General features: G+C 63.8%; 17 protein-coding genes. 3 read left to right on the top strand and 14 right to left on the bottom strand.

Features of this window, described 5'->3' with window-relative positions; genetic code table 11:
* Window positions 1–67 precede the first annotated feature (67 nt).
* Window positions 68–589 carry a DUF4396 domain-containing protein gene (locus tag G513_RS22830; RefSeq protein ID WP_022977184.1) on the bottom strand — a complete coding sequence of 174 codons (522 nt, stop codon included), beginning with the start codon at window positions 587–589 and terminating at the stop codon, window positions 68–70.
* Between the two features lie 4 nt (window positions 590–593).
* Window positions 594–1,019 carry a heavy metal-responsive transcriptional regulator gene (locus G513_RS0112505; RefSeq protein ID WP_022977185.1) on the bottom strand — a complete coding sequence of 142 codons (426 nt, stop codon included), beginning with the start codon at window positions 1,017–1,019 and terminating at the stop codon, window positions 594–596.
* A gap of 150 nt (window positions 1,020–1,169) precedes the next feature.
* Here G513_RS0112505 and G513_RS0112510 point away from each other — a divergent pair, with 150 nt between their 5' ends.
* Window positions 1,170–2,480: a chloride channel protein gene (locus tag G513_RS0112510; protein WP_022977186.1), complete on the top strand. Its 1,311-nt coding sequence runs from the start codon at window positions 1,170–1,172 to the stop codon at window positions 2,478–2,480.
* Between the two features lie 126 nt (window positions 2,481–2,606).
* On the opposite strand, the gene G513_RS0112515 is transcribed toward G513_RS0112510, so the two are convergent.
* From G513_RS0112515 to G513_RS0112530, 4 genes are all read right to left on the bottom strand, one after another.
* Window positions 2,607–4,808: a PhoX family protein gene (locus G513_RS0112515; protein ID WP_022977187.1), complete on the bottom strand. Its 2,202-nt coding sequence runs from the start codon at window positions 4,806–4,808 to the stop codon at window positions 2,607–2,609.
* A gap of 199 nt (window positions 4,809–5,007) precedes the next feature.
* Window positions 5,008–5,595: an RNA 2',3'-cyclic phosphodiesterase gene (gene thpR / locus G513_RS24960; protein WP_022977188.1), complete on the bottom strand. Its 588-nt coding sequence runs from the start codon at window positions 5,593–5,595 to the stop codon at window positions 5,008–5,010.
* A gap of 2 nt (window positions 5,596–5,597) precedes the next feature.
* The gene (locus G513_RS0112525; RefSeq protein ID WP_084711510.1) at window positions 5,598–6,164 is read right to left on the bottom strand and encodes an ABC-type transport auxiliary lipoprotein family protein; all 567 of its coding nucleotides are present in this window, start codon (window positions 6,162–6,164) and stop codon (window positions 5,598–5,600) included.
* A 76-nt stretch (window positions 6,165–6,240) separates the two neighbouring features.
* Window positions 6,241–7,584: a sigma-54-dependent transcriptional regulator gene (locus G513_RS0112530; protein ID WP_022977190.1), complete on the bottom strand. Its 1,344-nt coding sequence runs from the start codon at window positions 7,582–7,584 to the stop codon at window positions 6,241–6,243.
* A gap of 382 nt (window positions 7,585–7,966) precedes the next feature.
* Between G513_RS0112530 and G513_RS25510 the strand changes: the two genes are divergently transcribed.
* The gene (locus tag G513_RS25510; protein WP_022977191.1) at window positions 7,967–9,256 is read left to right on the top strand and encodes a BLUF domain-containing protein; all 1,290 of its coding nucleotides are present in this window, start codon (window positions 7,967–7,969) and stop codon (window positions 9,254–9,256) included.
* Here the strand turns inward: G513_RS25510 and G513_RS0112540 are convergent.
* From G513_RS0112540 to G513_RS0112565, 6 genes are all read right to left on the bottom strand, one after another.
* Complete coding sequence (locus G513_RS0112540; protein WP_051144422.1) at window positions 9,234–11,024, bottom strand: DUF885 domain-containing protein; 1,791 nt, start codon at window positions 11,022–11,024, stop codon at window positions 9,234–9,236. The two genes, G513_RS25510 and G513_RS0112540, sit on opposite strands and share 23 nt — an antisense overlap.
* 11 nt (window positions 11,025–11,035) lie before the next feature.
* Entirely contained in the window at window positions 11,036–12,253 is a 1,218-nt protein-coding gene (locus G513_RS0112545; RefSeq protein ID WP_022977193.1) for an ABC transporter permease, read from the bottom strand.
* A gap of 15 nt (window positions 12,254–12,268) precedes the next feature.
* Window positions 12,269–13,576, bottom strand: coding sequence for an ABC transporter permease (locus G513_RS0112550; protein WP_022977194.1), 1,308 nt, complete (start codon window positions 13,574–13,576; stop codon window positions 12,269–12,271).
* Window positions 13,577–13,592: 16 nt separating this feature from the next.
* Window positions 13,593–14,315 (bottom strand): ABC transporter ATP-binding protein, encoded by a 723-nt coding sequence (locus tag G513_RS0112555; RefSeq protein WP_022977195.1) that lies wholly within the window; start codon window positions 14,313–14,315, stop codon window positions 13,593–13,595.
* Window positions 14,316–14,343: 28 nt separating this feature from the next.
* Window positions 14,344–15,612, bottom strand: coding sequence for an efflux RND transporter periplasmic adaptor subunit (locus G513_RS0112560; RefSeq protein WP_022977196.1), 1,269 nt, complete (start codon window positions 15,610–15,612; stop codon window positions 14,344–14,346).
* Between the two features lie 84 nt (window positions 15,613–15,696).
* Window positions 15,697–16,011: a hypothetical protein gene (locus G513_RS0112565; protein WP_022977197.1), complete on the bottom strand. Its 315-nt coding sequence runs from the start codon at window positions 16,009–16,011 to the stop codon at window positions 15,697–15,699.
* Window positions 16,012–16,356: 345 nt separating this feature from the next.
* Here G513_RS0112565 and G513_RS0112570 point away from each other — a divergent pair, with 345 nt between their 5' ends.
* The gene (locus G513_RS0112570) at window positions 16,357–16,782 is read left to right on the top strand and encodes a hypothetical protein (protein ID WP_022977198.1); all 426 of its coding nucleotides are present in this window, start codon (window positions 16,357–16,359) and stop codon (window positions 16,780–16,782) included.
* A gap of 611 nt (window positions 16,783–17,393) precedes the next feature.
* Here G513_RS0112570 and G513_RS0112575 read toward each other — a convergent pair.
* Together G513_RS0112575 and G513_RS0112580 are read right to left on the bottom strand one after the other, a co-directional pair.
* Window positions 17,394–18,113 (bottom strand): TIR domain-containing protein, encoded by a 720-nt coding sequence (locus tag G513_RS0112575; protein ID WP_211219666.1) that lies wholly within the window; start codon window positions 18,111–18,113, stop codon window positions 17,394–17,396.
* 103 nt (window positions 18,114–18,216) lie between these two features.
* Window positions 18,217–19,047 carry a transporter substrate-binding domain-containing protein gene (locus tag G513_RS0112580; protein ID WP_022977200.1) on the bottom strand — a complete coding sequence of 277 codons (831 nt, stop codon included), beginning with the start codon at window positions 19,045–19,047 and terminating at the stop codon, window positions 18,217–18,219.
* Between the last annotated feature and the right edge of the window lie 46 nt (window positions 19,048–19,093).

Raw genomic sequence — 19,093 nt, forward strand, 5'->3', positions numbered from 1 at the left:
TGGACCGAGTATGTCGCCATGGGTTCGGACGGCGAAACCCATGGCGCCTTTCAGGGCAGCGATCGCCTCAATGGCAGGGCTGCTTGATGCTCGATTTCAGCAGCCAGTAGTTCACCGGCCAGGCCATCAGAAAGCCGGCCGGCAGCGCCGCCGCATAGCCGGCCCAGAACATCGGGCTGACCAGGGAAGGCGCTCGCAAACCGCCGACGTGGTAATCGGTGACGTTCATCGCCAGCTCCATCGCCGCGATCGAGATCGTTTCGCCGAGCCACAGCGTGCGCAAGGCTGCGGCCCAGGTCGAACCGCGACGAACCAGCGGCAGCAGGCCCAGGGTGTAGCCGCTGGCAAAGCCGGTAGCGGTGGCCAGCGCCATCGTCGTCCACTGATCAAGACCGAGCGCCACGCCGATCGCCAGGCCAATGAATTCGCCGAGCGCGCAGCCGGTAAGGCAATGCAGGGTCGCCGCCGTGGTCAGGCGGAAACGGGAAACCGGGGGGTGAACGTGGACCTTGGCAGACGAGGCTGCGGCATCGCCGTGGCAGCAGGACTTGGTCGCGGCGGGTTCGGGATGCGAGGTGGATGCGGACATGGCTTCAGGACTCCAGACTTTGACTCAGGGAGACCGACTGCACGCCTTCGATGATCGGGCAGCCGGCGACGGTACCGCTGCCGTGACACTGCCGTTCCAGCGCGACGAGGGTGTCGCGGATCGCAGTCAGCTCACGGATCTTGCGGTCGAGTTCTGAAACGCGTGCCCTGGCCATTTCCCGCACCTGCTGGCGCGGGCCGCCGCCGTCCTGCAACTGCAGCAGGCCGGCAATATCACTCAGGGTGAAACCGAGCGCCTTGGCCTGACGGATGAAGCGCAGACGTTCGACATCGGCCGCCGTGTACAGCCGATAACCACCGCCGCTGCGGTTGGCCAACGGCAGCAGACCTTCGCGCTCGTAATAGCGCACGGTGTCGATGGCAACGCCGGCCGCTTTGGCAGCGGCGCCGATCGTCGTGGTTCGGGACATGCGGGTTCTCCAGACTCAGGCTGCAGCTTGGAGTCTGGACTCTACTTCAGGGTCAAGCCCGTTGATCGGGCCCGGCCTAAAAGCGGGATCAAGGGCTTTCCTTTGCGACGGGCTCCTCGGATGCTTCGCACCCCCCGATAGAATGCCGTCATGAATGCTCAGGAAGATGCACGCGCGAGCCGAATGGCTTTCCTCAAGGCCTGGCAGGCACGAGCAGTCTTCTGGTGCGGGGCGATCGCCGTCGGCCTGGTCGCTGTCGGCTTCGCCGAGGCCTGTGATTGGGCAATCCAGCAGCACGCGAAGCTCATCGCGGCGTGGCCGCTCGCCGCTCCGTTCATCACGCCATTCGGATTCGCTGCCGGCGTCTATCTGACCCGAAGGTGCTCACCCGCCGCCAAGGGCAGCGGAATTCCGCAGGCGATCGCAGCCCTGGATACCGCGGACGACGCCCTGCGTTCACGTTTGCTGTCCTTGCGCATCGCTGTCAGCAAGATCGCCCTGACCCTGCTCGGCCTGCTCAGCGGTGCATCGATCGGGCGAGAAGGGCCAACCGTGCATATCGGCGCCTCCATCATGGATGCGCTCGGCCGTTTTGCGCATTTTCCATCCGAGTCGCTGCGCCGCGGCCTGGTGCTCGCTGGCGGAGCGGCGGGACTGGCGGCGGCTTTCAATACGCCGATCGCCGGCATCGTGTTTGCCGTTGAGGAAATGGCCCGCTCCTTCGAAGAGCGCACGACCGGCACCTTGATCACCGCCGTGGTGCTGGCCGGTGTGGTCGCCACCGGCCTGCTCGGCAACTACACGTATTTCGGCGTCGCCGATGCCCATCTGCTGACTTGGCGGGCCTGGATCGCCGTACCCTTGTGCGGCATCAGCGGCGGCTTGATCGGCGGCCTGTTCGCACGAATCCTGATCAAGGGCAGCGGCATGCTGGCGCCGCTGTCGATGCGTCAGGCGGTGTTGCTGGCAGCCGGCCTCGGCATCGTCGTCGCGGTCCTCGGGCTGGCGTCGGGCGGCACCACCTACGGCTCCGGCTACGAGCAGGCGCGCGGCCTGCTCACCGGCGAAGTCACGCCCGGTCTGCTGTTTCCGATACTGAAATGGCTTGCGACGCTCGCCTCGTATCTCACCGGACTTCCGGGCGGCGTTTTCTCGCCCTCGTTGTCCACCGGTGCCGGTATCGGTGCAGCGCTCGCACCGCTGGTTCCGCAGACTTCGCTGGCGACGATGATCGTATTGGGCATGGTCGCCTACTTCACCGGCGTCACCCAATCGCCGCTGACCGGCGCCGTCATCGTGATGGAAATGGTCGACGACCACTCGCTCATCCTGCCGATGCTGGCAACCTGCTTCGTGGCACTCGGCGTCTCCCGATTGCTGTGCAGGGAGCCGCTCTATCGCGCACTGGCCCAACCCTTCCTGCAGCAGGTCGATCGAACGGCGCCGGGCAGGCTCGGGTAATCGACAGCAACGGGTAGCCGAAGCCGCAATCAAGCCCGGCGAAGTCGAGAAGCAGATCGTCGAGGCAAAAAAAAGCCCGCCGGCCGAAGCCGACGAGCTTGCAATCCCGATACTGGCAACGCTTGCTTAGAGCCCGATCACGCCGAAATCGTTCTTGACGATCGCCAGCGTCGCCGAACGCGGACGGCTGATGCCGTCGTTGGCCGGCCAGTGGCTTTCGTACGCAGCCGGATTGCCGAGCAGCGCCGATGGCGTGTTCTCGCCCGGATGCTGGATGTTCACGAACAGCACGCGACCATCCGGCGTGGAGTCCAGACCGGTCAGCTCGCAGCCCTTCGGGCCGACCAGGAAGCGGCGCATGCGCGAGGCGCTGGCCTTGGCGCCGACATAGGTGGTCTGGCCGTTGATGGTGGTCACGCCGCCGTCGCCGACGCTGCCCGGCACCGCGGCCAGCAGCATGCAGTTGGTGACGTCGGTGTAGGCACCGTCGTCGGTCTGGATCCACAGCAGGCCGTTGGAGGCATTGCTGTCGCGACCGAACCACAGGCCGTCAGGGCTGGACAGGTCGTTGACATCGGTCAGGCCGGAGACGTTGACGGTCGCCGGATCGGCGTCCGCCTGGGCGCCGAAGCCGAAGATGTCCCACTTGAAGGTGGTCGCCGCCGAGCGGTTGCCGGCTTCGCGGAAACGGATGATGTGACCATTGACGTTGCCACGCTGAGTGGTCGCGCCCTTCTGGTCCGCGTACGAACGCGGGTTTGCCGCGTCGACCGCCGGGCCGGTGCCGACACCGCGCGCCGAGTTGTTGGTCAGCGTGAAGTAGACCTCGCCGTTGAGACGATTGACCGCACCCCATTCCGGGCGATCCATCTTGGTGGCGCCGACCGAATCGGCGGCCAGACGAGCGTGCAGCAGCACGTCAGCTTCCGAGCTGAACGGATAGATCGCGTTGTTCGCATCCAGACCATTGATGCCGAACTGCAGCGGCACCCAGTTACCGCTGCCATCGGCATCGAAGCGGGCGACGTACAGCGTGCCGTTGTCCAGATACTTGTCGCCGACCGCGAGACGATCGGTGTTGTTGAGGTCGCGCGGATCGAGCAGCGCCTTCGACACGAACTTGTAGATGTATTCGCCGCGCGAGTCGCAGCCCATGTAATAGACCAGCGGACGGCCGACGACGAAGTTGGCCGGCCAGGCGCCTTCGTGGAAGAAGCGAGCCATTGCAGTGCGCTTGCGCGGCGTCGACTGCGGGTTGTACGGGTCGATCTCGACGACCCAGCCGAAGGTGTTCGGCGCATTGCGGAAATCGTCGGCGGCGGTGCTGCCGGTGACGGTCGCATCCCAGCGCGAGAAGCGGGTGTCGCTCGGATCCGACGGCACCACGGTGGTCCAGCCATAGTTGCCGGCCGAACCCTGGGTGATGCCGTAGCGGTTCAGCGCGGTCACTTCGGCGGCGCTGCGGTTGGCGTTGTCGGTGCCCGAGCGGCGGAAGTAGAAGGCCCAGTTCTCTTCGCAGGTCAGATAGGTGCCCCAAGGCGTGAAGCCGTTGGCGCAGTTGTTGATCGTGCCGCGGGTGCGGGTGCCATCCGGTGAGTAACGGGTGACCAGCTGGGCGTCGCCGCGCACCGGGCCGCTCATTTCGATATCGGTCAGCGAGGTGATGCGGCGGTTGAAGCGCGAGCTGGCATTGGTCGCCACCGGCACGGCGCGCGATGGGCCGGCAACCAGTTCGACGACGCTGACGCCATGTGCATTCATTTCCTTGACCACTTCATCGGCCACCGTACGAACGCCGCCGACCACGGTGGCGCCATTGGCGTGCAGAAACGGCTGGGTGATGTTCTCGTGGTTGCGGCACAGCAGGCCGCGACGCGAGTTCGACGGATCCGGACGGCCGCCGTCCGAGCTCAGGCCGAAGTAGTACATGCCGTCGTGATGATCGCCGGCGCGGAAGGCATACGAATCACCGGTTTCGCTACCGTCGCCCGCCCAGGCCGGCGTCGAGGTATTCAGCGCTTCGCCGAGCGGCGACAGCACGGTGACCGTATAGCCTTCCGGTACGGTGACCACGTCGGCCAGGCTCTTGGCGACCGGGTTGAAGCTCAAGCTGAAGCCGGACGGCAGCGCCTGCGCTTCCGGGCTGGCCAGCAGGCCGCTGCTGCCGACCGTGAACGCCGCTGCGGCGCCGAGGCCGCCGACCAGCACTTCGCGCCGCGACAGCCGCGCCTCGACCATGCTCTGCAGGGTCGGATTATTGGTTTCGTTGGTGCAGACGTCATCGACGTGACGATGCGCGGGTAGCGGGCTGTTGCTCAAATCATTCATCGCTGGCTCCGGAATAAGTGGATGAGGCGCGATGAATTCGCACCTCAAAGCTGGCAGAGCCGGAAGCCTAGGAGCGCGGTGTTGCAGCGATTTTTCAGAATCGCGACAGTTTCCTACGATTTTTACACTCTTCTCACATAACGCCTGTTTCTGGCTGCAATGAAGGGGCTTTCTCCAACAACCGTGATCCCTTCAGTGATCAACCCAGCGACCAGCGCCGCACGATGCGGTAGCCGTCCGCCTTGCCATTGCTGCGGGCACTGCGCAGCAGCGCGAATTCGGTGACCGGCCACAGCACTTCGAAGGGCGGCATCTCGGTCAGGGTGCGGACGTTGCGCTGGCAGCTGAGGTGCGGCACGAAAGCTTCGCTGGCCACCGGCAGGCCGTATCGCAGCAGCTCGCGATCCAGCTCGGCCTTGAGCCGGGCCAAGGTCGGCTGCAAGGCCGATGGCCCGAGCCAGGCGGTGCTGGCGTTCGGGAAATGACCGCTGCGATCAAGCCGCAACAGGAATGGCTTGGCCTGCACGTCATCTCCGGCCAGGAGCGCCGCATCGACCTGGGTTCGGCCGATGTCGCCGAGCCAGGCCAGGGTCAGATGCAGGCGCTCGGGCTTGATCCGGTAGGCCACGCCACCCTCGCCCAGCGGCAGCGCCGCAGCAGCCGAGGCCAGCCGGCGACGCACGGCAGCGTCTGGCCATAGCGCGAAGAAGTAGCTGGCACGCCGGCCGCCGCGACGGCTCGCATCCGGCAATTCCGAGAACAGGCCCGGCTGGTCACGACGGGCCAAGTTCAGCGTTGCGCCAATCGCATCGAACCGAGTACCGGCAAGCTGCGATCGAGCAATAGCCGTGACAGCTCACAGGCACAGGCCAGCAGCTGTGCCTGCGCCGCAAGGTATTCGGCCGGCGTGCTGCCGGCTGGCAGTGAATCACTGAACAGCTGCTTGCCGAGCACCGCACCGTCGCTGTCGTCGACGACGAACTCGATCGCCAGCAGCGCCTGATCGCCGCGGTCGCCCGACACTCGTTCCAGCCGCTGCAAGACCGGCCGCAGGCGAATATCGCTACCGAACCGCGCCGGCTGCGCCAGCACCGAATCCTGGCCGTAGGCGGCCCGCAGGTGATCGACCAGAACATCGCCGAACAGCAGCGCTGGCGGGCCGATCAAGCTGCTGCCTGATTGCCGGTCGGCAATGCGATTGACGAAGCCACGGTCGGCATAAAGCCCGCGCACTTCGAAAGGTTCGACGACGATGCGCAGCGGCGCTGCAGCAGGCGCCAGAGCCATTGATTTGCCGGCGCAACCGGCGAGGAGCGCACCGAGCAGGCTCAAGACTTGGCGGCGGTTCTGTTGCATCGGGCGGACGTTCTTGAGCGGGGTGCCTAGTGTCCGGGGGACCTCCGGCCCGCGCAACTGCCGCGCCCAGTTCTGCTCAGCCCGGCTGCGCGATCCCGAAACGCTCCATGCGTCGATACAGCGCCTGGCGCGACAGACCCAGGGACTGCGCCGCGCGGCTGACCATGCCGCCGGCCTTTGCCAGCGCCGCTTCGATCGCTTCCTTGCTCGGATCATCCAGCGAACGAGCGACCGCGCGCGGCTGCACCTGCAAGCCGAGATCGGCGGGCGCAATCGTACCTTGCTGGCAAAACAGCCGCGCGCGTTCGAGCACGTTCTTCAGTTCGCGGACATTGCCCGGCCAGCTGTGTGCGTGCAGCAGCTCGCGGGCTTCGTCGGACAGCACGGCGCCGCTGTCGCGGAGGAAATGCTCGGCCAGCGGATCGACATCGTCCATGCGCTCGGTCAGCGGCGGCAGGTTCAGTTCGATGACGTTCAGGCGGTAGTACAGATCTTCGCGAAAGCGGCCTTCGCGAATCATCTGCGGCAGCTCGCTGTTCGTCGCGCTGAGCACCCGCACCCGCGCCTTGCGCACCCGGCTGGAACCCAGGCGCTGGTAGTCGCCGGACTCCAGCACCCGCAGCAGCTTCACCTGTACCGAGAGCGGCAGATTGCCGATCTCGTCGAGAAACAAGGTGCCACCCTCGGCAGTTTCGAAATGCCCTTCGCGGGGGCGCGTCGAGCCCGTGTAGGCGCCGGCTTCGGCACCGAACAGTTCGGCCTCGGCGAGTTCGGTGGGCAATGCTCCGCAATTCACCGCGATGAACGCCGCGGCCTTGACTGCCGAATTCGCGTGAACGATCTGGGCGATGCGTTCCTTGCCAGCGCCGTTCGGGCCGGTGATCAGCACCGGCGCGTTCGAGCGAGCGATCTGGCAGGCCATCGTCACCACCCGCTCGGTGGCATCGGCGGCGTAGACCAGGCCGCAAAGATCGAAGCGCGCCGCCAGCGCTTCCCGGCGGCGGTTGCGCTCGGCGCGTCTGGCCGTCGCTTCGCGTGCGGCTTCGGCCAGCTCCAGCAGATTCTCGACCGTCGCCAGCAGCTTGGCATCGTCCCAGGGCTTGGCGAGATAGTCGGCAGCACCGGCCTTGACCAGTTCGACGGCGACCGCGAGCTGCGTCCAAGCCGTCAGCAGGATCACCGGCAGATCGGGATTGCGGGCACGAATGGCGTGAAACAGCGCCGCACCTTCCTGGCCCGAGGTGGTATCCGCAGCGAAGTTCATGTCGGCGATCACCAGGCTGACCGGCTCGCGGGTCAGCACTTCCAGGCCGGCCTCGGGCGACAGCGCCGTGATCGCCTGGATGTCGTGCAGCGAAAACAGCAGGCTCAACGCTTCAAGCACGCCGGGGTTGTCGTCAATGATCAGGATCGTTCGCATGGGCACTCCATCGTAACGTCTGATGCGTGCACGGCAGGCTTTGGTTTGCAGGCGCTTTTCAGATCAGACGTCAGCGCTGCACAAAGCGACTATCCATGTGTTCGGATACTCGGACAAACGGCAGTCAATCTGTCTTGACAAGGCTCGGATCGAAGGCCAACCTGCCATCGCTTCGGTCATCCAGGGACCGCTATTTCTGGATGCGACGAGGGAATCCGGGTCCATGAGCCAGGAAGCCTGCCGACGCCAGAAAGAGGTCAGAAAAACAGTCCTTCGGCGGGGTGCACCGATCGGACGCTTTCCAGGGCATGGCTGCGGCCGCAGCGCTTGCTCAGATCGCGTTCAGCCGGGCCGCTCGGGACATCGTGCTGAGGAGCCGACCATGCAGACTTCCCGTTCGTTTCAGCCAGGCAAGCCCTACTCCCGCGAGTCCGTCCGCGACGACGCGGCGCCGCCGATCTGGTCGCTGGTCTATCACAGCCGCGCCGCCAGGCCGATGTCGGAATCCGATCTGGACGAACTGCAACGGGCAGCTGCGGCACGCAATCATGCCGAAGGTCTGACCGGCCTGATGATCTACGACGAAGGCCGCTTCTTCCAATGGCTGGAAGGACCAGAAGCCAGCATCGAGAAGGTCTGGCCGTCGATCCAGCGCGATCCACGACATGGCGCGATCGACGTGCTCGGTCGCAATCCGGCGCCGTTGCGCTGCTTCGGCGACTGGGACATGAAGCTGTCGACGCGCAGCCTCAGAACCGGCAAAGCGCAATCTGGCGCCCTCCAGCTGCCGCCGATGCTGATCGACTCGCTGAGCCGTCGTCCGCATGCCGCTACCGAACTGCTGGCCTCGATGGCGATCAAGTCACCGGTGGTCATCGCTCGCGAGCCGCTGTCGGCCAAGGCTGCCGCGAAGCGCATCGCCGAGAAGCCCCAGTACGCAGCGCTGCGGAATGTGGTCGAAAAGGTGCTGATCCCGCAGCTGGCGGCCCTGCACACTGGTGATAAGGTGCAGGTACCGGTCGATCCGCGCATCGCCGAACTGGCGAAGCTGCTGATCGCCACCGATCCTCACGCCGGAGACCAGCAGTTCGGAGAACTGCAGTCGCTATCCCGCTCGATCGGTGCGCTGTGCACGGATCTTTACGAACCGCTGGCGCGCAGCCTCGGCGATCTCTGGCAGGCCGATGACTGCACTGAACTGGAATTGACCGTCGCGCTGTGCCGCGTGCAGAGCTCGATGCGCAACGCAACTTCAGGTGCTGCGCGAACACGGGGCGTTCATCTGCCGGCCGTGCTAGTCACACCGCAGCCCGGCGAGCAGCACCGGCTCGGCGCCAGTCTTGACGCCGAAGTGCTCTGGCAGGCCGGCTGGAATACCCAGTACGAAGCGCCAGCCACCGATGAAGCGCTGGAACAGCTGGTTGCCGATACCTGGTTCGATGCGCTCGACCTGTCGCTGAGCAACTCGTTCCGCCGCGAGCACTGGCTGCCCCGCATGGCGCAGACCATCCAGCATGTCCGCGATGCCTCGCGCAATCCGCAGCTGGTCGTCGTGGTCGGTGGCCGCGTGTTCTACGAGCACGAACAGATCGGTGCAGACATCGGTGCCGATGCCAGCAACCGCTCGGCACCGCTGCTGGCCGCCAAGATCATGGCGACGCTGAAGCGCTAGTTGCTATCCAGGCGCGTACCCGTTCGCTGAGATTGTCCAGCGGCAGCGCGCCGCCGCTGAGCACGGTGTCGTGGAAGGCGCGGATGTCGAAGCGATCACCGAGGGCCGCCTTGGCTTCTTCGCGCAAGGCCAGAATGCGTAGCTGACCAAGCTTGTAGGCCAGCGCCTGAGCTGGCCAGGCGATGTAGCGATCGGTCTCCGACTGCAGGTCCGGCTCGTCGTCCGACGAATGGGTGTGGAACCAGTCGACCATCTGCTGCCGCGTCCAGTGCTTGTAGTGCACGCCGGTATCGAGCACCAGGCGGTTGGCGCGCAGCAGCTCATCGGATAAGCGGCCGTAGTCGCTGAGCGGCTCGGTGTAGAAGCCGACATCCTTGCCGAGCCGCTCGGCATACAGCGCCCAGCCCTCGACATACGCCGTGTAACCGGCCTGCTGCCGGAACGGCGGCAACTCCGGCAGCGTCTGGGCGATCGAGATCTGCATGTGATGGCCGGGCGAGCCTTCGTGGTAGGCCGTCGACTCGATGGTCAGCAAGGAGCGGTGCGCGAAGTCGCCGGTGTTGACTTCGATCTGCCCCGGCCGCTTGCCGTCCGGCGTGCCCTGCATGTACGACGCGCCCGGCGCCTCGTTCTCGCGATAGGCCTCGACCTGTTTGACGATCACCGCCGTCTTCGGCCGCAGGCCGAACAGCTTGGGCAGCATCGGTTCCATCTGCGCGTTGTAGCGCCTGTAGGCATCGACGATCTGCTGAGGCGAGCTCGCGAAGGTGCTGCGATCCTTCTTCAGCGCTGCACGAAAGCTGGCCAGATCCTGATGCCCGAGGCGCTTGGCAATCTGCGTCTGCTCCGCTTCGATGCGAGCCACTTCGGCCAGCCCGAGCTCGTGGATCGCCTGCGGCGTCATCGTCGTCGTGGTTTGCGAGCGAACCTCGAAACGATAGAGCGCATCGCCATCGGGCAGCGCCCAGATGCCCGGCTCGCGGCGGCCTTGGGGTGCGTAATCCCTGGCCACGAAAGTCGCCAGACGCTGATAGGCCGGCCGCACCTTGCCATCGATCGCGGCAATAGCCGCTGCTTTCAATCGGGCTTTCTCGGCGGCCGGAATGCTGTCCGGAAATTTCTGCAGCGGCGCCGCGAATGCGCTGGCGATACCGGCCGGCTCGGCAAGGCTGCGGCATTGGGTCACGACCTTTTCGAGCAGGAACTTCGGCGGCATCAACCCGGCCTTGAGGCCGCTGCGGGCGACGGCGATCAGAGCGTCGATCTGCTCCGGCATCGCGTTCAGGCGCGCGATGTAGTCCTCGAACTGCCGCACCGTGTCGGTCGGCAGCACGCTCATGAATTGCGGGTACTGCAGATGCGCGCCGGCAGTCTGATCGAGCGGCATCAGATGCAGGCGCAGGCGGTTGAACTCGAGGCCGTCCTTGAGCTGATCGATCATCAGTTCGCGGTTCAGGCGCTCGGGTTCCGGGAAGCCGCTGCTGTCGATCGCTACAAAACGCTCGAGAAAATCGGCGGCCCGCTGCTGACGCCTGGCCGTCGCCGCCAGCGAGTTGTCGGTCCAGCGATCGTTGTAGCGGTAGTCGCCGATGGTGGTTGCCAGCTCGGGGCTCTGCTCGAGCTGGTCCTGCCATTGCTCGTCGAGCAGCGCCGTCAGCGCCTTGCGCCGGGCCGCCAGCGAATCATCGTCGGCGGCGAAACTGCTGCCGATGGACAAGCACAGCATCACGAACAGGATACGGCCAAGATGGACCAGGACGTTCGGCATGGGCAAGCGCTTCACACCGATCGTGTCGCCATCGCTGGCGTCACCCGCGAAGCCCGACGCGCCGGGCCGAGCACGGCAATCTGGCCGAGCAGCCACAGGGTCACGCAGCCGGCCGGCACGTAGTACCAGGGCATCCGCGCGGTTTCGTAGTGCTGGATCAGCCAGGCGTTGAAGCCGTAGGCGAGCACCGTTCCGGCCACTAGCCCGAAGCTGGTGATGACGAAATTCTCGGCCAGGAAATGACGCAGGATCGCGCCGCGCGTGGCGCCCAGCGCCCGTCGCGTGCCGATCTGCTTGGTCCGCTGAGTCACCCAGAAGCTGGCCATGCCGACGATACCGAGTGCAGTGATGATCAGCAGCGAAGCAATGACCACGCCAAGGATGATCATCATCGCCCGGTCTTCGGCGTAGCCGTCGGCGCGGATCTTTTCGACGCTCTTCGCGTCGCGGACGATGCGATTGGGATTCAGCTCGGCCATCTTCGCTTCAGCCAGCTTCATCATCGCGTCGCGCCGGCCAGGCTCGGCACGCAGCACATAGCGGGTGAAGCGGCCATCGCCAATCATCTCGGGAACCACGGTCGAGTAATCGATGATCCGTTTGTTGTGAATCCAGGGCGATTGCAGCGGATCGACGATGCCGATCACCGTGCTCGGTGCCGCCTCGGTATCCAGATAGAACGATTTGCCGATCGGATCGACGCCCGGCCACAGCTTTTCGGCCAGCGGCTTGCTGAGGATCACGCCCGGCGGCCAGCCTTGCGACTGGCGGGTGCGGCTGCCGATTTCATCGGGCCGGAAGTTGCGGCCGGCGACCAGCCGCGCACCGAGCGTGTTCAGGCCGTGCTCGTCGATGAAGTACATCGCGGTCGGTGCGGTCGGTGTCTTCTGTTCCTTGTTCAGCGAAGCGCCCTGGCTCCAGCCGCCGTCGCTCAGCGGCAGGGAATTGATCGGCGCGGCGTCGACGATGCCCGGCAAGCCGCGCAGCATCGCGAGGTCTTCGGCCATCGAGGCACGCAGATCGAAATCGGCACCGAAACCGATGCTGCCGATGGTGAAGGTATCGGCTTCGTTGATGCCGCTCGGCCGCTCCATCAGCGTGGCGCGCTCGCTGATGATGAAGAGGCTGTTGCAGACGATCGCCAGGGTCAGCGCGATCTGCAGGCCGATCAGCACCAGCGATACCTTGCTGCGCATCAGCGCCGACAGGATGGGACGTAGTTCGAGCATGGCAGCGTCTCCGGGCTATTGCGTCTTGAGCTGGGTGGCCGGCTGCACCTTGCAGGCGCGCCAGGTCGGGAACAGGCCCGCGAGCATCGCCGACGCCACCGACAGCAGTAGCGTGATGGCGATCATCGTCCAGTCGAGTTGGGCGATGTTCTTGAACTGCGTGTACAGCACTCTCACGCCCATCAATCCAGCCGCGGTGAGCGCGAGCCCGACCAGCCCGCCGCTGATGCCGACGACACCCGCTTCCACCAGATGCTGCATGAACAATTGCTGGCGGCTGGCACCGAGCGCACGACGCAGACCGATCTCGCCGCTCTTGCGCATGAACTTCGCCAGCAACAGGCCCACGGTGTTGACCAGGCAGACGGCGAGAAATGCGAAGGCCAGGCCGACCTGGATCTCGACATCGCGCGACACCACTTCCTGCAAGCTCAGCCACTGGTTGACGTCCGGCAGCAAGGTGGCGACCGGCCGCGGGAAGCGGCCCTGCTTCTTCTGCTCGGTGACATAGGCATCGAGGAAGGACTTGTAGGCGTCCAGCTTCTCGCGGCTGTCGAGCTGCACCCAGAACTGGGTCCAGATGCATTCCGAGGCCAGGAAGCCTTCCCAACCCGGATCGGAGTTCTTCCAGCAGTTGTTGTTGCCGGTGGAATCCAGGCGCAGATCGATCGCCGTCGTGAACGGCAGATAGGCGGCTTCGGCATCGGTCAGCGGCCCGTTGGTCACGTCGTAGAACTTGACCCGCGGCTGCCAGTGCGCCAGCACGCCGACCACCGTGTATTCGACGTTGTTGAAGCGCACCGTGCGGCCGACAGAATCAGCGCCACCGAACAGCTTTTCGTTGGTTTCCTGGGTGATCACCGTGACCCGCGCGCTGTTGGCGTCCTGCTCGGCATTCCACGGCCCGCCGTACTGGAACGGCGGCTCGAACATCGCGAAGAAATCGGCGTAGGTCGCGCGGCCGATCTCCAGATAAGGCTTGACCTCGCGATTCTCGGGCTGAATCGGCAACGCCACCTTGAACATCGCCGCCTGACGATCAGCCTTGGCCGCAGTCATCAGCGCCTTGGCATCGATGTAGGTCATCTGATCGGGCAAACGACCCTTGTCATCGAAAGCTTCGTTGGCGTCCCAGTTGTCGACCTGCACGGCGTGCAGGCGATCGCTCTTCCAGGGAATGGGATCGCCGCCCATCAGATAGAACACGGTGAAGCTGGTCATGCTCGCGGCGATGCCGAGGGCGATGCCGAACACCATCAGCGCAGTCAGCACCGGGTTGCGGCGCAGGCTTTTCAGCCCGAGTTTCAGGTAGTAGCCGAACATGATCGTGGTCTCGTCTTCAGCCGTGCGCAGCTTGTGCGGCGACTACACCGAGCCCGCGCATCCGCGGTTCGGCATGGATGTCGACCACCTGGCCATCGATCACGTGAACGTTGCGCTGCGCGCGTGCCGCCAGTTCCGGATCGTGGGTGACCATCAGGATCGTCGCGCCTTCGGAATGGAGTTCCTCCAGCAGCTGCATCACGCCGCGCGCCATCTGGGTGTCGAGATTGCCGGTCGGTTCATCGGCCAGCAGGATTTTCGGCGAACCGGCCAGCGCCCGGGCAATCGCCACCCGCTGCTGCTGGCCACCGGACAGCTCCGACGGGTAATGACGGATGCGCGCCGACAGCCCGACCCGCGCCAGCGCGTCCTCGATGCGCCGCTTGCGCTCCGCCGCATTGAAACCGCGATAGCGCAGCGGCACGTCGACGTTGTCGAACAGGTTGAGATCGGGAATCAGGTTGAAGCCCTGGAAGATGAAGCCGATCTTTTCGTTGCGCAGCTTCGAGCGCGCTGCGTCGTTCATGCCGCGCACGTCGACGCCATCGAGGAAGTACTCGCCGCCAGTGAATTCCTCGAGCAGGCCGGCGATGTTGAGGAACGTGGTCTTGCCCGAGCCGCTCGGCCCGGTGACCGCAACGAACTCGCTTTCACGAACGTGGATCGAGAAATCGCGCAGCGCATGCGTTTCGATCAGATGCGTGCGGTAGACCTTGGACAGGTGGTTCATCTTCAGCATGGCTTTGCTCCGTTGTTCAGTTCGGGTGTCAGTGCAGGACGACCTGCGCAGCACTCTTGAAATCGTCCGTCCCGGAAATCACGATCCGGTCGCCAGCGACGAGGCCGGACAGGATTTCGACGCGATTGAGACTGGTGGCGCCGACCTCGATCGGCGTGCGCTCGGCGATGTCGCCGCGAATGACATAGGCAACTCGGCCGGCGCCGGAATCGAGGAACGGGCCGCGCTGCACGGTCAGCACGTCCTTGCGCTCATCGAGCAGCACGCGCGCCGACAACCGCTGGTTCTGGCGCAAACCTTCCGGCGGCGCGCCGCTGAAGCGCACCCGGGCCGAAACCTGGCCGGCGACCACTTCCGGCGATACCGCGCTCAACTCGCCCGGCCACTGCTTGCCACCACCGCTGATCTGCGCCGGCATGCCCGTCGCCAGATCGCGGGCGAAGCTTTCCGGCACCTTGATTTCCAGTTCCAGGCGGCTGAGATCGACCACCGTCAGCAGCGGCGTATCGCGTGCCACGCTGGCCCGCTCGGCGATCAGCAACTGGCCGATCTGCCCCGCCACCGGCGCCTTCAGACTCAACTGCCCGACCTGGCGCGCCAGATCGCCGACCAGCAATTGCTGACGATCACGGGCCAGCTTCTTCGATTCGACATCGAAGCGAATCTGCTCCGGCTCCATCAGCAGATCTTCCTTGGCACGGCTCAGCGCGAACTCCGCCTTCTCCAAGGCGTCCTCGTTGCGCAGCACCTGCAGCTCCGAATACGCGCCCTGTTCGTAAGCCTTGCGGCTGCGCTCGACTTCGCGCATCGCCGTCTTTCGATCGACTTCGGCACGGTCCACCGATTCCTGCACGGTCATCTGCTGGCGCCGCGCCTGCAACCGGGCGCGCTGGAAATCGATATCGAGCGCCGCCAGCTGCGACTGCTCCTGCGCCAGCCGGTTACTGAGCTCCGGGCTGTCGATGACCGCGATCACCGCATCCTGCTCGACGCGATCACCGGCCTGCGCCCGCAATTGCACGATGCCAGCGGCCGGCGCGTACAAGGTCGGACTGACCGCTGCGACGATGCGGCCTTCGGCAGCGATATCGCGAACGAAATCGCCGCGCTCGACCGTCGCCACATTCAGCCGCGCCAGGCTGGCCGTGGCTTCCGCGGTCAGCAGACGACGCGCCGCCGGCAGCGCCAACGCCAGCACGATCAGCAACAGCGCAGCGCCCGCCAGCCACGGCGCACGCCGCCGCCAGACCGGTGCTGCGGCGATCACGCGATCCTGGCCTGTGGTTTCACGAAACATGCGGTCTCCATCACCGTGCAAGGACGGTGATCGTTGAAAGGAATTCGATAGCGAGGGGCGCTGACGCCCCGTTGGTGAAGGGCGTTAAACCCAGATCATCGCGTCGCCCGGCCGGCGCTTGACCAGCCGCAGATTGCAACCGGACTTCGGCGCCATGCCGTACTTCGGCGCGGCCTCAGGCAAGGCGTCACCGGCACTGCGCCGGCAAGGCACGCCGGGATGTGGAACTTCTGCACCGCCGACGCGAATTTCCGGTCTGGCATCCGACCGCCTCACCGCCGTGGCCGACGCAGCAACCGCGTCGATCTTGCCGCTGAGAATCATCCGGCTACCCACCGCCGTCAGCGCCGGCAAGCTCAAACCCAGACCCAGCACCATCACCCCGATCCGCTTGTGCATCGCGACTCTCCCGTTCCGATTGCAGGCTAGTTAGCGCAAACGCCGTGCCGGCCTGGATAACGGGCCTATTGCCCTGTTTTCATTGATTAAAGTGCATTGTCGAGCACTCGACGAAAGTGTCCGCGGACAGACACCGGACAGTGTCTGCGAGTGAGACGGACAGCAATACCGTCCGGGCATGTCCTCGCGACGGGATTCAGCATCCATCGCTACTGTCCGCACGAGCACGGAATACACCGGAATTCGGCATCGACAAGGCGCTGAAAGCGGGCCGGGATCGAGGCTTGCTCTCGCGTTTAGTCGACCAGCCCTTCCACAGCTCTCCCGGACCCGGAGCTCGCAGAAATGACCTACCAGATCGCAGTCTCGAAGCTGAACATCCAACACCAGATCCTCGCTGCCCTGCTCGTTCTGGCCATCGCTCCCGCCGAAGCACGCGAACTGCCGAAGCCGCATGCGCCGAAAGCCGGGAACAACATCACAGTTCACGCAAGCTCGATGCTGGAAGGAATCAAATCTCTGAAACCCTGGGGAAAATCCGCAAACAGCGTCATTGCCACCCCGGCCACCGAGCAACGCTCCCTGCATCGAACGCTGACCGCAGAATCACCGTCCAACACCGACGAACTCACCGTCTCCCCCAAAGCCCAACCGATCGTCTGGAACGTCGACTACCCCACCCCCGGCAAACTCAAGCTCGGCCACTGGAAGTTCGGGCAGTCCAAAGGGATCGGCTTGATGGCAAGTTTTCCACTCAGTGGAAAGCGGTGATTTCTTAAACTGCCATCACTAAGTCCGTTGTCATACCGGCGAAAGCCGGTATCCAGAGCACCACGCGCGAACTCCCCGACTCTGGATTCCGGCTTTCGCCGGACTGACATTTCGGCCGTTGACGCGGCTTCCGCTTGAGCTTTTGACGGTCTTCCCCTTACGCAGCGCCGAGCATCGCAGGACATGGCGGAACAGGCCCCGCAGGGGGCGAGGCAGGAGCCGAAGCCTTTTTGCCGCGCCAAGGATAGCGCGTCAAAAAGCCCCGACGTGGCCGAGAAGCGCAGGGTGAAGATTCGCGCTTTGCGAGCACTGCTCGCTGCGAATCTGAACGCCCGGCCGCGATGTTGGGCCGGGCCGGGGGTCGATCAGAAGGACTTGCGATCCGACGCAGCGCCGGGGCGCCACTCTCCTCGGGCGTCAGGGAAAGTTACCCGCGCGAAAGCGCGGAATAGTTCGGTGAAATCAGCAAGCAAATACAACAGATCGAGCAAGTCCGAAAGCACATCAAATGAACCGCATCAAATCCGTCGAGATGCGCGATGAAGCTGCTTTTCCCCACATACTCGGGCTACTTGTTACTCGTAGGCCAATTACTTTGCTTCTTCTCTGACTTATGGCTTCCGCATCAGGAATCGGTCCTGATTATTAACTACCCATGCCCAGCCCTTTGGGGTGAAGTAATACGCCGAATAGGGGTCGCCATTTTCATCCGTGAATTTTTCGTACACCAGAAATTCCTTGTCAATTAGTGCACGAAGGGCAATTGTAGTGGCTATCTTAGTAAATCCACTTCGATCCATATCTCGCTTAATTTGGTAAGTCGTGGCGTAATCATGAGGATGTTCTAGGTTCTCTGCTACCGACGCGATAGCAACTATTTCGTGCTGACTCAGCCCATCGATCTGGACAAGGCGGGCCATTTCAGACACTTTTGGCAACGATTCTTCACGGTGTAAAAACGCTTTCAGCTTATTAGTAATTGATTTTTTTAGTTCTTCAAAATCGCGCGGGGCCTCCGACGTGTACTTGATGATCGATCGGTGTTGAACATCGAATGGAAACTTCGTTGTTCTTTCATTGGAACAGACAAGTACGACATTCTTACCTGCGGAATAAGCGAAACCCAGTTCGAACCACACATTTGGATTATCCAAAGTGATATCAGCCAAGCAAATTCGCGCGTCTCGAATTCCGTTTTCGATATCCTCAATAGGTATAGCAACCTGAGGATCCTGATCTACTCGGTATGCTTCGAGGCCCGCTTCTGCGATGGCAATAGCGAATACATCCTCGTATCTTTTGTCGAAGACTCCACCATCAAACGGCTGCATAACGAAGCATTTATCCATATATATCCCGAGCAAAATTAACGCTGGAAAGGCAAAACAGCTTGGAGGCTCAATCAGTTTTTTCGCTTAGCACAGCAAGGCGCCCTCACCCTCCCTGCACATTCGCCAACCAAGCCACCCCCTCAAACCACTTGCCATAAAGCGCGTCATAACTCCCATCATTCCGAATCTGATCCTGGAAATGATCCAGCCAGTTCAGAAAATCCGGATCGCCCTTGCGCACCGCCCAGCCCAGCGGCTCCTTGGTGAACGGCTCCTTCAGATGGACCAGTGAGTCCTTGAACTGCGCGATGTAGACGACATTGAACGGCAGGTCATAAACGAAGGCATCGGCGCGGCCATTGCGTACTTCCAGCGCGGCATCGGCTTCGGTCTCGAAGGTCTTCAGCTTGGCCTTGCCGAGGAAGCGCTTGGCCGCAATGTCGCCAGTGGTGCCGAGCTTGGTGGCGATCACGTATTTCGGATCGTTGAGATCCTTGACCGACTTCACCGTGTCCGCGTGCTTCTTTGCCAGCAGGATGGTCTGGCCGATGGTGATGTAGGGCCGCGCGAAGTTCACCTGCAGGTTTCGCTCCGGCGTGATGGTCATGCCGGACATCAGGATGTCGAATTTGTCGGTGAGCAGCGCCGGGATGATGCCGTCCCACTGAGTGTTGACGAAGCTGACCTTGACGCCCATGTAGCGCGCCATCAGCTTGGCCAGATCGACATCGAAGCCGATGATCTCGCCGCGCTTGTCGCGCATCTCGAACGGCAGGTAGCCGGCTTCCAGGCCGACTCTCAGTTCGCCGCGCTTGATGATCTGGTTGAGGGTCGATTTCTCCCAGAGCGCCTGATCGGCGGCTGTCGCCGCGGGCGCGCCGAACAGACCGAGCAGCAAGGTGAACAGAGGAGCAAGCAGCAGGGCGTGGCGCATCGGCGGGGTGTCGGTTTCGGGCTCGATTCGAGCTTACATCGACCGC

It is taken from the genome of Nevskia ramosa DSM 11499, assembly GCF_000420645.1.
Lineage (GTDB): Bacteria > Pseudomonadota > Gammaproteobacteria > Nevskiales > Nevskiaceae > Nevskia > Nevskia ramosa.

Bases quoted from the DNA above. Each gene is read 5' to 3' on its own strand.
- G513_RS0112545 (WP_022977193.1), bottom strand. From the start codon at position 12,253: ATGCTCGAACTACGTCCCATCCTGTCGGCGCTGATGCGCAGCAAGGTA.
- G513_RS22830 (WP_022977184.1), bottom strand. From the start codon at position 589: ATGTCCGCATCCACCTCGCATCCCGAACCCGCCGCGACCAAGTCCTGC.
- G513_RS0112525 (WP_084711510.1), bottom strand. From the start codon at position 6,164: ATGCAACAGAACCGCCGCCAAGTCTTGAGCCTGCTCGGTGCGCTCCTC.
- G513_RS0112530 (WP_022977190.1), bottom strand. From the start codon at position 7,584: ATGCGAACGATCCTGATCATTGACGACAACCCCGGCGTGCTTGAAGCG.
- G513_RS0112505 (WP_022977185.1), bottom strand. From the start codon at position 1,019: ATGTCCCGAACCACGACGATCGGCGCCGCTGCCAAAGCGGCCGGCGTT.
- G513_RS0112555 (WP_022977195.1), bottom strand. From the start codon at position 14,315: ATGCTGAAGATGAACCACCTGTCCAAGGTCTACCGCACGCATCTGATC.
- G513_RS0112560 (WP_022977196.1), bottom strand. From the start codon at position 15,612: ATGTTTCGTGAAACCACAGGCCAGGATCGCGTGATCGCCGCAGCACCG.
- G513_RS0112570 (WP_022977198.1), top strand. From the start codon at position 16,357: ATGACCTACCAGATCGCAGTCTCGAAGCTGAACATCCAACACCAGATC.
- G513_RS0112540 (WP_051144422.1), bottom strand. From the start codon at position 11,024: ATGCCGAACGTCCTGGTCCATCTTGGCCGTATCCTGTTCGTGATGCTG.
- G513_RS0112510 (WP_022977186.1), top strand. From the start codon at position 1,170: ATGAATGCTCAGGAAGATGCACGCGCGAGCCGAATGGCTTTCCTCAAG.
- G513_RS0112575 (WP_211219666.1), bottom strand. From the start codon at position 18,113: ATGCAGCCGTTTGATGGTGGAGTCTTCGACAAAAGATACGAGGATGTA.
- G513_RS0112565 (WP_022977197.1), bottom strand. From the start codon at position 16,011: ATGCACAAGCGGATCGGGGTGATGGTGCTGGGTCTGGGTTTGAGCTTG.
- G513_RS0112580 (WP_022977200.1), bottom strand. From the start codon at position 19,047: ATGCGCCACGCCCTGCTGCTTGCTCCTCTGTTCACCTTGCTGCTCGGT.
- G513_RS0112550 (WP_022977194.1), bottom strand. From the start codon at position 13,576: ATGTTCGGCTACTACCTGAAACTCGGGCTGAAAAGCCTGCGCCGCAAC.
- G513_RS0112515 (WP_022977187.1), bottom strand. From the start codon at position 4,808: ATGAATGATTTGAGCAACAGCCCGCTACCCGCGCATCGTCACGTCGAT.
- G513_RS25510 (WP_022977191.1), top strand. From the start codon at position 7,967: ATGCAGACTTCCCGTTCGTTTCAGCCAGGCAAGCCCTACTCCCGCGAG.